This is a genomic window from Chitinophaga varians (assembly GCF_014529945.1).
Classification (GTDB): domain Bacteria; phylum Bacteroidota; class Bacteroidia; order Chitinophagales; family Chitinophagaceae; genus Chitinophaga; species Chitinophaga varians.
In genome coordinates, this window is the sequence record NZ_JACVFB010000001.1 from 1,111,191 (window position 1) to 1,123,773 (window position 12,583).

At 50.6% G+C, this 12,583-nt stretch carries 9 protein-coding genes; 7 read left to right on the forward strand and 2 right to left on the reverse strand.

Features of this window, described 5'->3' with window-relative positions:
* The first annotated feature begins 42 nt into the window (after nucleotides 1-42).
* From ICL55_RS03940 to ICL55_RS03950, 3 genes are all read left to right on the forward strand, one after another.
* Nucleotides 43-1,467 (forward strand): aminotransferase-like domain-containing protein, encoded by a 1,425-nt coding sequence (locus ICL55_RS03940; protein WP_188094733.1) that lies wholly within the window; start codon nucleotides 43-45, stop codon nucleotides 1,465-1,467.
* Between the two features lie 249 nt (nucleotides 1,468-1,716).
* The gene (locus ICL55_RS03945) at nucleotides 1,717-2,697 is read left to right on the forward strand and encodes a GlxA family transcriptional regulator (protein WP_188094734.1); all 981 of its coding nucleotides are present in this window, start codon (nucleotides 1,717-1,719) and stop codon (nucleotides 2,695-2,697) included.
* A 74-nt stretch (nucleotides 2,698-2,771) separates the two neighbouring features.
* Nucleotides 2,772-3,500, forward strand: a complete 729-nt coding sequence (locus tag ICL55_RS03950; protein ID WP_188094735.1) for a metallophosphoesterase family protein — start codon at nucleotides 2,772-2,774, stop codon at nucleotides 3,498-3,500.
* A gap of 6 nt (nucleotides 3,501-3,506) precedes the next feature.
* Here ICL55_RS03950 and msrB read toward each other — a convergent pair whose 3' ends face one another.
* The gene (msrB, locus tag ICL55_RS03955) at nucleotides 3,507-4,022 is read right to left on the reverse strand and encodes a peptide-methionine (R)-S-oxide reductase MsrB (protein WP_188094736.1); all 516 of its coding nucleotides are present in this window, start codon (nucleotides 4,020-4,022) and stop codon (nucleotides 3,507-3,509) included.
* A 56-nt stretch (nucleotides 4,023-4,078) separates the two neighbouring features.
* Nucleotides 4,079-5,323 carry a Na+/H+ antiporter gene (locus ICL55_RS03960; RefSeq protein ID WP_188094737.1) on the reverse strand — a complete coding sequence of 415 codons (1,245 nt, stop codon included), beginning with the start codon at nucleotides 5,321-5,323 and terminating at the stop codon, nucleotides 4,079-4,081.
* A 321-nt stretch (nucleotides 5,324-5,644) separates the two neighbouring features.
* Between ICL55_RS03960 and ICL55_RS03965 the strand changes: the two genes are divergently transcribed.
* The 4 genes from ICL55_RS03965 to ICL55_RS03980 all read left to right on the forward strand — a co-directional run bounded on the left by ICL55_RS03965 (nucleotide 5,645) and on the right by ICL55_RS03980 (nucleotide 12,548).
* The gene (locus tag ICL55_RS03965) at nucleotides 5,645-6,328 is read left to right on the forward strand and encodes a response regulator transcription factor (protein WP_169226898.1); all 684 of its coding nucleotides are present in this window, start codon (nucleotides 5,645-5,647) and stop codon (nucleotides 6,326-6,328) included.
* A complete protein-coding gene (locus ICL55_RS03970; protein WP_188094738.1) occupies nucleotides 6,325-7,635 on the forward strand; it encodes a sensor histidine kinase in 1,311 nt (436 codons plus the stop codon). The genes ICL55_RS03965 and ICL55_RS03970 overlap by 4 nt, the downstream gene beginning before the upstream one ends.
* Nucleotides 7,636-7,814: 179 nt before the next feature.
* A complete protein-coding gene (locus tag ICL55_RS03975; protein ID WP_188094739.1) occupies nucleotides 7,815-9,209 on the forward strand; it encodes a TolC family protein in 1,395 nt (464 codons plus the stop codon).
* Between the two features lie 66 nt (nucleotides 9,210-9,275).
* Complete coding sequence (locus ICL55_RS03980) at nucleotides 9,276-12,548, forward strand: efflux RND transporter permease subunit (protein ID WP_188094740.1); 3,273 nt, start codon at nucleotides 9,276-9,278, stop codon at nucleotides 12,546-12,548.
* Nucleotides 12,549-12,583 lie beyond the last annotated feature (35 nt).

Sequence of the window (12,583 nt, forward strand, 5' to 3'; positions counted from 1 at the left end):
CTACTGTAACAGATACAGATTTTGAATATTTTAGTGTAACAGATGAAAGATTTCCATTACATAGAAATAGCCAGCCGGATAGAAGCCATGATCAATAATGACACCTATCCGCTGGGAGAGAAACTGCCGTCGCTGCGGGCAGTGAGCGACCATTTTAATGTCAGCGTGGGCACGTCACTGAAAGCTTATTCGCTGTTGATCGATAAAGGCCTGCTGGCTTCCAGGGAGAAGTCGGGCTATATACCCCTGCGCAAGTCCATGGGACATACGGAGCAGCCGGTGGCCACCTCCGCCGCGCCCGCCATCCGCGAAGTGAATGTGAGCCGTATCATCAGCAAAATGCCCGTCGATGCCGGACCATATCCTCCCGGTTTTATCTCGTTTTTTAATGCTTCGCTGGAAACACATATGGTGCCGTTTAATGCAGTGCGGCGCAGCTTGCAGAAAGCCTCCCGTGACCTCACAGGGACACACCTGCAATATGAATCCACGATGGGCAACCAGCTGCTGCGGGAACAGATCGCGCGGCTCTCATTTTACTGGAACGGCAGCCTCGCTGCCAACGACATACTCGTCACCAATGGCACCCTCGAAGCGCTTAACCTCTCGCTGCGGGCGGTCACCAATCCCGGCGATGCCGTGGTGGTGGAATCACCTTGCTACTACGGCATCCTGCAATGCCTGGAGCAACTGAAACTGAAAGTAATTGAACTGCCCTGCGATCCGGAAGAAGGCATCAACCTCCGGCAACTGGAAGAGATCGTAGATACCTATGACATCGCGGCTTGCCTCTTCATCTCCAATTTCAACAACCCTAACGGGGTGGTGTTGTCTGACGAAAAGAAAAAATGGATCGCTGAACTGGCCTGGAAACGCCAGCTGCCGGTGATAGAAGATGATGTGTACGGCGAGCTGTATTTCGGTCCTTCCAGACCTACCACCATCAAAACCTATGATAAACACGGTTGGGTGATGCTGTGTGCGTCTTTCTCCAAAACCGTTGCCTCCGGCTTCCGTATCGGTTGGTGCGCACCAGGGCGCTTCATGGAAAAAGTAGCGCAGCTGAAAGCTACCACCAACGTGGCCACCGCCTCTGTGCTGCAACTCTCGCTCGCCGATCTGCTGACCAGCGGCACCTATCAGCGGCATCTTCGCAAACTGAGGCCGCTGGTGCATAAACAGGTATTGCTCACCACCCAGTATATCGAACAGTACTTTCCGTCCGGCGTGAAAATCAGCCAGCCCGACGGCGGCCTGGTGCTCTGGGTGGAACTGCCCAAACAGGTAGACGCCCTGAAATTGCAGAAGCTCGCACTGGAGCATCATATTAATATCGCACCGGGACCGCTTTTTTCCAGCACCGGCGGCTATCGCAACTACATCCGCATCAGCTGTAATAAACACTGGAACAGACAAGTGGAGCAGGCGGTACGTAAGCTGGGCAATCTCGTCAGAAGCATGTGTTAATCACGCCCGGACAGCCCTCAGAACCAGATGATCGCGCAGATGCAATTGCACGACATCGTACTCCTGCCTAATGTGATGTCAGACTCGCATCATCCTTGCCCCAACGAATTTGAATGACATCGTTGCCCGGGGCGTCAGCCCTGGGATAATTGGCCCTGGGATTGTTTGATATCCCGGAATTATAGGATTCCGGGAAATATTTTATCTTGTGAAAGAATGAGAAACCTGCAAACTTTATAACGCTGTCTTATGAAGCATGTATCTATTGTGATTCCACTTGGTGCCGCCATGACCGGTATTGAAGTTGCCCGCCATGTTTTTACAGAAGTGAATGATTTCCTTATCAGTGAAGGCCGGGAGCCTTTGTTTCAGGTGCAGCTGGTGGGTGCCTGGCGCGCTATTCAGCTGAACAAGGGACTGTTTACCATCCAGACGGATGCCGTTGTTCAGGAACTGCATAGAACAGACCTGATCATTATTCCGGCACTACATGAAAACGTGGAGGAAAATGTGGCAAGAAATGGGGAGTTGGTAGACTGGATACGTGCGCAATATGAAAAAGGAGCTGAGGTGGCAAGTCTGTGTGTAGGCGCTTTTTTGCTGGCACAGACAGGACTGCTGATCGGTAAAAAATGTACTACACACTGGAAAGCGGCTGCTTTGTTCCGTGATATGTTTCCCGATGTGCAGCTGGTGAAAGAGAAAGTCATCACCGATGAAAACGGTATCTATTCCAGCGGTGGCGGCCTTTCGCTGGTGAACCTGCTGGTATATCTGGTGGAGAAATATGCCGGTCGCGATGCGGCTATCTACAGCGCGAAATTTTTTCAGGTAGATCTGGAGCGTTCTGCCCAATTGCCGTTCATCATTTTTCAGGCACAGAAAGAACATGACGATGAACCGGTGAAACAGGCGCAGGAATTTATCGAGAATAATTTCCGGGAGAAGATAAGGGTGGATGAACTGGCGGAGATGCTGGCTATTGGCCGCAGAAGCCTGGAACGGCGTTTTAAGAAAGCGACTGCCAATACCATGAATGAATATATCCAGCGGGTGAAAATTGAAGCCGCCAAGAAGCACCTCGAAGCCGGCGACCGCAAAATCAATGATATCATGTCTGAAGTAGGATATTCGGATACCAAAACTTTCCGTAATTCTTTCAAGCTGGTAACAGGCTTGTTGCCGCATGAATACCGCAATCGCTACAATAAAAAAATGGCGGAGATATAACGTATAACCGGTACCGTATTTTTACAAAGGGGTGATCATATTATGTTATATATTCGGGAGATAAACGATCTCTCATGATGACCCGTTCATTCGCATTTGTCACCGACCCACATCTGGATGATGCTTTTACCCGCCACAATCAGGTACCCGCGCGGGAAAACCTTTTATTGCTGCTACAGGAGATTGCCGGCAAAGGCATCCATGAAGTAGTAATAGGAGGGGATATTGGTGAACCCTCTTCTCATACTTTTCTCTTCGACGCATTAAAAGAATATACGTCTGCCTGCAAGATCATACTGGGTAATTTCGATAAGCTGGAAGATGTGCGGCAACACTATAGTGCGCCGGGCCTGGTAGATGGAACAATGTGTTACAGTGAAGATCGCGATGGCTTCCGTTATATTTTCTTCGATTCCTCCTCAGAAGTGCTGGCCGATGCGCAGCTACAGTGGCTGGAACAGGAGCTGAAAACGGCCGGTAAAGTGCTGTTGTTCGTGCATCACCCCATAGTGGAAATACCGATCATGTTAGATGCATTACAACCGCTGCAGGGGCGTGAGAAAATAAAGGCGTTGTTGTTGAAGCATCCGCATGCCGTATACATTTTCTGTGGCCATCTTCATGTGACAGATCAGCGACAGGAGCAAAATATTCATCAGACAGTGACGCCGGCCACCTCTGCGCAGTTTGTCAAAGAGTCGACCGAAGTGGAGGTAGACAGGTCTTATTTTGGGTACAGTATCGTCACCATCACCGGAGATACGGTGACGACGGAAATTGTACGCCGGGAGCGTGACCGTTAACCCGGTTTATCGCTCCGGTTCAAAATCAAGCGATACAGAATTCATACAGAAGCGTTTATGCGTAGGCGGCGGACCATCATCGAAGATATGGCCGAGGTGTGATTCACATCTTCCGCACAGCACCTCTGTCCGGTGCATGCCATAGGAGTTATCTTCCCGGTATATGACGCTGGCCGCGCGAACAGGCTCAAAGAAACTGGGCCATCCGCAGCTGCTGGCAAATTTGGCATCAGAACGGAACAAGGCGTTGCCACAAACAGCGCAATAATACATGCCCCTGGTGTCCGCATCCCAGTATTTCCCGGTGAAAGGCCTTTCTGTAGCTGCTTCCCGGGCTACCGCATACAGGTCCGGTGGCAGTACCTTTTTCCATTCTGCATTGGTAATATGCAGCTTTTCAGTGTCGGTCCGGGAATAGTAAGGATTGGCAGGGGCGTTGCTCATAGGCTGCTGTTTTTTCTGCTGGCTCTGACAGGCAGAACCGGTGATCAATATCGCCAATAAAAAAGTCAATGCTTTCATATCAGTGCTTTCGTTGCTGTAAGTTACGAATAACCGGTGATATCACCGGAGATACCCTATTTGCTGAATTTACGGACCACCCAGGGGAGCGACAGTCCCTGTCCCAGCAGTGAAAACAGTACCACCGCTATGGAGAGGAAAATGATCTCGTTGCGCAGGGGGAAGGGGTCCCCGTTTTGCAGTATCGTTGGCAGACCGATAGCGATAGCCAGCGAAACGATTCCCCGCATCCCAGACCAGGTAATGATAAAGCTTGTCCGGGAATCAAATAGGGCATACTGGCTTACCCGGCGTTTCCCCTTTCCCTGAAATGCCTTTTGCAGATTGAACTGTTGCAGGTAAACCCTGACCAGTCGTATGCCCAGGGCCACGACGGCGATAAGGGCGGCATAACCGATATAAGGCCATATCTGCGCCCCGCTCATTTTTTTTAATACCAGCGGGAATTGCAGACCTATCAGCAGGAAGATGAGGCCGTTGAGCAGGAAGATGATCACATCCCAGAAATGTCTGGACTGATGGCGTAGCGCTTCGGGGAATCTTTTGCGGCTCAGCCGGGCCATGCCCAGGCCGAGCGTCACCACAGCAATGACGCCGGAGACCTCAAAATGTTCCGCTACCGCATAGGTCACGAAAGGCATCAGCAACATCAGGCCAATGACCACCATGTCGTTGGTGCGGAAGAAGTGGATGAGGAAAGCCAGCGTTTTGGCCAATATCAGCCCGATCACAAAACCGCCTCCCAATACAATGAGGAATTGCAGCAGCGCTTTCCAGGTAACGAAAGCGGTGCCCGCTACGGCTGCTACGGCAAAGCGATAGGCCACCAGGGCGGAAGCATCGTTCACCAGACTTTCTCCTTCCAGAATGGTCACGGTATTGTGCGGCAACCCCAGTCCCTTGGTAATGCCGATGGCGGCCACAGCGTCTGTGGCCGAGAGAATGGCGCCCAGCACAAATGCCAGCTGCCACGTCATGCCCGGTATCAGGTAATGCGCCACCACGGCAATGCCGCCGGTGGTGATAAAAACCAGCCCGATGGCCAGGGTACCGATGGTATTGATATTGATCCGGAATTCACGGAAGGAAATATTAAAGGCTGCGTCGTATAACAACGGTGGCAAAAACAGCAGCATCACGATCTCCGGATTCAGCTCGATGCCCGGCATACTGGGTAAAAAACCAATGGCGATGCCTACGGCCAATAGCAACACCGGTACGGGCAACTTTATCTTCTCTGCAATACCGGATACGCCGATCATAATGGCCATGATCACTAATATGATGCTGTAGTTTTCCATCAGGAGACGATTGAATAAAACAATAAGTATACTGAAATCTGCTCAACTTCCGCCCCCACGTCCATGCCCACCTACAAATTTTGCGTTAATTTTGCAGGTCTGTTTCACCGGACAATCGTGTGGAAGTCTATATAAAATATTATCAAATTAAAATAAATAATCTTTATTTAGAAATTGATTATCAATTTGTAATAATATAAGATCACCATCCTTGCTGCACGTTTTCTCCAGGGAGGGCTATGGGTGGGCTCCCCGCCATCCGGTGGAACCGGGGCAAATTTTCAAATTTGCTTCAAAATCTCCATATACATTAGCTTTTATATGAAAGTGTTAGTAGTAGAAGATAGTAAAGAAATCGCCAGCAGTATTCATGATTTTCTCGTGAGGGAAGGGTATATCTGTGAGCTGGCTTATAGTTTTGATGAAGCGCAGGAGAAGTTGTTGCTGTACTCATATGACTGTGTGTTGCTCGATATCATGTTGCCGGATGGCAACGGGCTGGAGCTGTTGAAATTTATGAAGGAGCAGGGCATCCAGAGCGGGGTACTGATTATTTCCGCTAAAGACGCCATGGACGATAAAATCAGAGGCCTGGAAGGTGGGGGAGATGACTACATCACCAAACCATTCCACCTGCCGGAACTGCATGCCCGCCTCAGGGCCATCTACCGGCGCAAAAAACTGTCTGGCAGCAATATCATCACCTTTAATGAGATCACGCTCAATACAGACACGCTGGAAGCCACTATCAACGATATGCTGCTGGATATCACCCGCAAGGAGTTTGATCTGTTGCTGTATCTGGTGGTCAACAAAAACAGGGTGCTCTCCCGGCAGTCGATAGCCACCCACCTGTGGGGCGACTATACAGATAATTTAGCTAATTTTGATTTTGTATATCAGCATATCAAAAACCTTCGTAAGAAAATCAGCGCGGCAAACGGGGCGGATTATATTGATACGGTGTATGGCCTGGGTTATAAATTTAATGCTTCCAAAGTATGAAACTGGTTGATAAATTTACATTGTGGTTTCTTGGCGTGATTGTGATCACCACACCGATCACTTCTTATATCTGTCTTAATAATATAGAGAGAAAGATTGATGATGTGGAGATTGCCCGCCTGAAAATAGTAAATACGAAAGCAGCGGCCCGTATGGCCGATGGCACAACGGTCAACATCCCGCGGGATGCTTCTTTCACGACCTTTACACTGTTACCGGCTTTGCCGGCAGATAGTGTCCGCATCAGAAAAGATCCGGACCCTGATGGCAACCACAAAAGCATGGAAAGCCGCCTCACGGTGAGTTCCTTCATGACCATCAACGGCAAACCTTACGAGGTAACCACTTCCAGTTATATCCCGGCTTCCCGCCAGATACTCAACGCCATCATGGATACCGTAGCGTGGAAACTGCTGCTCATCATCCTCTGTGTGGCTGTATCAGCGCGCTTCCTGTCGCAACGCATCCTGTATACGCTGCGGCTTACCATGAAAAAAATTCACAACTTCGACCTGAAGAAAAAGATCACTTTCCCGCAGACCAATACAGAGGAATTCAAAGAGCTGAATACCTTCCTGAAGAAAATGACAGATCGGGCCGTAGAAGAATATACCGCCGTAAAACAGTTCAGTGAAAACGCGTCACACGAGCTGCAAACACCGCTGGCCGTGATTCGCGGCAAACTGGAGCTGCTCAGCGAAACCAATATCGATGAAGATCAGGCCACGCTGTTGGCCGATATGCATCATGCCATCGAGAAATTGTCGAAGATCAACCGCTCCCTCATTTTGCTCTCCAAAATGGAAAACAACGAATTTGCGGTAACGGAACATATTAAATTCTGTCGTGTAGCCAAAGACGTGCTGGCAGCGTATGAAGACCGCCTGGAGATGAAAAACATAGCGGTGAAAAGAGAACTGGATAAAAATATCCAGCTCAGAATACATCCGGTATTGGCAGACATGCTGATGAACAATTTGCTGGGCAATGCCATCCGTCACAATGTGCAGGACGGCACCATTCACGTTATCCTGAAGCAGGAAAAACTGGTCATCAAAAATACGGGCCTCCCTCCGGAAACCCCGACGGAAGAGCTGTTTGAACGGTTCCGCAAGAGCAACCAATGCAGCGAGAGCGTTGGGCTGGGGCTGGCCATCGTGAAACAGATCTGCGAAGTGTGTGACTTTAAAGTATCCTATAAATACAAAGCGCCGCTGCATATTTTACAGGTCGACTTTTGTCCGGGAAGTGTCATTAACGAAGAGGAACAAGATAAATTTGAAACAGCTGCGGTGGTGACTGCATGATAAAATAATTCGTCGGATTCGTTAGAATCATTAATGGGCAAGGCTTTTAGTCTTGCCCATTTTTATTTCCCTTCGGGAGAAGAAAAAATGAATACTTCAAAATTGCTTCAAAATGATGGAGTCTTTTTGTATCCGGATTAACAACTTTAGTTCATACCATGCTGCAAAATTCTCCCTACATGATTGGAAATAAATACTGGCTGATCCTTCTTTTTCTGATTGGTGTTCATTCAACTTCTGTGAAAGCCCAGCAGGTACTTACATTGAAAGATGCTATACAAACGGCGATTAATAATTACGGTACCATCAAGGCTAAATCCAACTATGCTGCTGCTTCTAAAACCAGCATAGATCAGGCAAAGAGAGACTATCTGCCTAATCTCAACGTATCAGTACAACAGGACTACGGAACCATCAACGGTCAGAACGGCCCTCTGTACGGCTTCGGCGGCCTTGCCGCTGCTTCTTCCGGCGCTCCGCTGTCGGAACAGAACTGGAACGCCGCTTTCGGTGGGCTGTATCTGACTAATATTAACTGGGATTTCTTCGCTTTTGGCCGCGCCAAAGAAAAAATAAAAACAGCGCAAGCAGTTGCTGCCAGAGATAATAAAGACTGGCAACAAGAGATTTTTCAGCACGAAGTAAAGGTGGCAGCTGCTTATTTAAACCTCGTGGCCGCGCAGAAACTGACGCTGTCCTATCAGAAAAATCTGAGCAGGGCGGATACTTTCCGGCAGGTGGTGGTGACCCGCGTTAAAAATGGCCTGAGCGCCGGCGTGGATTCCTCACAAGCCAATGCCGAAGTGTCCAGCGCCAGGATAGCGCTCACCCGGTCCATCGATTTTGAACAAACGCAGGCCAACCAGCTGGCGCAACTGATGGGCGTGCCTCCCGGCCGATTCGCGCTCGACACCTTCTTCGTGTCACGCGTGCCGGCCCTGCTGAACGATACGGCCGCTATGGAAAGTCACCCGCTGCTCCAATGGTACAAGAGCCGCATCGCCCTGAGCGACGAACAGTCCAAATACTACCGTACGCTGATGTACCCCGCGTTTTCACTGGTAGGCGTGCTGCAGACCAGAGGCTCCGGTTTTGATGCTACCTACGGCGCACAAAACCTCAACGCCTATACGCACGGTTACTGGGACGGTGTAAAACCTACCCGTACCAACTACCTGATCGGTGTGGGCGTTACCTGGAACCTCACCCAGCCACTGCGCATCTCCCGGCAGGTGAAAGCGCAAAAGCAGATCAGCACCGGCTTACAGGCGGAATATGATCTGGCAGACCAACAGCTGCGTGCACAGCTGCAACTGTCGGACACCAAGATCACCAACGCGCTCGACAACTACCGTGAAGTGCCGTCACAGGTGAAAGCCGCTTCCGACGCTTATTTGCAGAAGTCGGTCCTGTACCGCAACGGTCTCACCAACCTGGTAGACGTGACCCAGGCACTGTATGCACTGATACGGGCGGAAACAGACCGCGACATCGCCTACAGCAACGTTTGGCAGGCACTGTTGCTCAAAGCCTCTGCCTCCGGTGATTTTAACATGTTTGCAAAAGAACTCTAACGAATGGATATAGGTGGCGAACCGCCAACGGCAAGCCACTCAGGCCAATGACATTAAACAGATAGTATGAACCTTATTCGTTTCGCACTTCGTAAACCTATCACCATCATGGTGTTAGTGGCCGGATTGTTCTTCTTCGGTATCAAAGCGGTCACCACGATCAAAATTGATATCTTCCCGAAGCTGGATATGCCGGTGATCTATCTTTCCCACCCATTTGGCGGATATACCTCCACCCAGATGGAATCCTTCTTCGGTAAACAATACATTAATATCCTCCTGTTCGTGAACGGGGTGAAAAGTGTGGAAACAAAGAATATTCAGGGGCTCACACTGATCAAAATCAATTTCTATCCCGGTACTAACATGGCGCAGGCGGCCGCGGAAGTGAGCGCCTTCTCCAATCGTATCCAGGCCATCTTTCCGCCTGGGTCCAACCCGCCTTTCATCATCCGTTTCGACGCCTCCACCTTGCCGGTAGGGCAGCTTGTGCTCAGCAGCGATAAACGCAGCAACAACGAACTGCTCGACCTGGCCAACGTATACGTGCGCTCTTCTTTTACCTCCATCCCCGGGCTGGTAGGTTCCACCCCGTTCGGTGGTAACATGCGTACTGTCGTGATCAAAGCCGATCCTGAGCTGCTGCGTTCTCACAACATGACGCCCGATCAGCTGGTAGAGGCCCTGCGGCTCAACAACCAGACGGCTCCTTCCGGTAACGTGCGTATCGGTGATAAAAACTACCTCACGCCGGCCAATACCACCCTCAAAGCCATCAAAGATTTTGAAGATATTCCCCTCTTTAAAAGCGGTGTGCAGAACCTCTACCTCCGTGATGTGGCCACCGTGGAAGACGGTGCGGACGTGAGCACCAGCTATGCACTGATCAACGGCAAACGCTCCGTATATGTGAGCATCGCCAAAGCTGCCGACGCTTCCACCTGGGAAGTAGTGCAGAACCTGAAAAAAGCAATGCCCAAAATACAGGCACAGCTGCCGGAAGACGTAAAACTGAGCTACGAATTTGACCAGTCCACCTATGTGATCAACTCCGTTAAAAGCCTGTTGTCTGAAGGAGCGATCGGCGCTATCCTTACCGGTCTGATGGTATTGCTGTTCCTCGGCGATGCCCGCGGGGCGCTGATCGTGATCCTTACCATCCCGACCTCCATCATCTCCGGTATCCTGTTCCTGAGCCTGTTCGGACAGACCATCAACATTATGACGCTGAGTGGTCTGGCACTGGCGATTGGTATCCTGGTGGATGAAAGTACGGTGACCATCGAGAATATCCACCAGCACTTCGATCTGGGCAAACCCAAGGCACTGGCCATCTGGGACGCCTGTAAGGAGATCGCTTTCCCGAAACTGCTCATCCTGTTTTGTATCCTCGCGGTGTTTGCGCCTGCATTTACCATGGGCGGCATCCCGGGCTCCCTGTTCCTGCCGCTGGCACTGGCGATCGGTTTCAGCATGATCGTATCCTACTTCCTCGCCCAGACTTTTGTGCCGGTGATGGCCAACTGGATCATGAAATCCAAACATCACCATAAGAAAGACGGCAGCGTAATGTCAGACGCCGAGGAATTTGAAGCGGCCGGTCTCGCTGCCGGTGAGGAAGGCAACACCTGGAGCCAGAAGAAAGCGCTCGTGGAAAGGGAAGACAGCAACCGTGACGGTAAAATCAGCCGTTTCGAGAAAATACGCGCCCGCTATCTGCGCTTCATCGACCGCATGATGCCTTATCGCAAAGTGATCGTAGGGGCTTACCTGCTGATCAGCTTGCTCCTGGTGGCGCTGCAGATGGGCACCATCGGCCGCGACGTACTACCGAAAGTAAACAGTGGCCAGTTCCAGGTAAGGCTCCGTCAACCGGATGGTACCCGTATCGAACAAACGGAAAAGAAAACCATTGAGGTGATCAATGCGGTGAATGATATCGTTGGAAAAGAAAATGTGTCTATCACCTCCGCTTTCGTAGGTACGCACCCGCAATTGTTCTCTACCGCGCCCATCTTCCTCTGGATGGCCGGCCCGCAGGAGTCCGTATTGCAGGTGGCACTGAAGGAAGATTATCATGTCAACCTCGATCAGCTGAAAGATAAAATCCGTGAGCGGGTAAACAAGATCGATCCGGTGATGAAATTATCTTTCGAACCTATTGAGCTCACCGATAAGATCCTCAGTCAGGGCTCACCTACGCCAATCGAAGTACGTTTCTCCGGCAGAAATAAAAAGCTGAACCTGGAGTATGCCATGAAGATGGTAGACAAACTCAAACAAATTCCTTATCTGCGCGACGTGCAGTTGGGCCAGGCGGTGAACTACCCGGCGTTGAACATCAATATAGACAGAACGAGGGCCGCTCAGCTGGGCGTGGACGTAGGAGATATCTCCCGTTCCCTGATCGCCAGCACTTCTTCTTCCCGTCTGACGGAAAAAAATATCTGGGTGGATGAAAAAGCCGGTCTCAGCTACAACGTACAGGTACAGGTACCGGAAAGTAAACTTTCTTCCCAAAATGACATCGGTGAAATACCTTTGCTGAAGAATTCATCCAGGCCTATCCTGAGTGATGTGGCCACTATTACCCCCGAAACCATCTATGGAGAGAATGACAACCTGGGTGCGATGCCAATGCTAACGGTAACGGCTAACCTGAATAATAAAGACCTGGGCAGCGCCTCCACGGAAGTACAGAAAGCCATTCACTCCCTCGGTGAGCTGCCTCGCGGCCTGAACGTAGACCTGATTGGTCTCAGCAGCACGCTCATCGATACCCTGGGCAGCCTGCAAAGCGGTCTGCTCGTGGCGGTAGTCGTGATCTTCCTGATGTTGGCGGCCAACTTCCAGTCGTTTAAAGTATCTGCGATTGTATTGGCCACCGTACCGGCGGTATTGCTCGGCTCCCTGTCCCTGCTGATGATGACCGGTTCTACCTTGAACCTGCAATCTTACATGGGGATGATCATGTCTGTAGGCGTGTCTATCTCGAACGCGGTGTTATTGATCACCAATGCGGAACAGATCAGGAAAACCAACGGCAACGCCCTGGTATCTGCGAAAGAAGCCGCCGCGCTGCGTATGCGCCCCATTGCCATGACCGCCCTCGCGATGGTGGTAGGCATGATACCGATGGCCAGCGGATTGGGTGAAGCCGGTGACCAGTCGGCACCACTGGGCCGCGCCGTTATCGGAGGACTGGTCGCCTCTACCTTTGCCGCCCTGTTCATATTACCGCTGGTATTTGCATGGGGACAAGGAAAAGCAACAACAACAAGTGTTTCGCTCGATCCGGAAGATGAAGAAAGTACACATTATATTCCCCTGAAAGGATAAACCGGAAAAAGCATCAGCATACATATTACCATGAG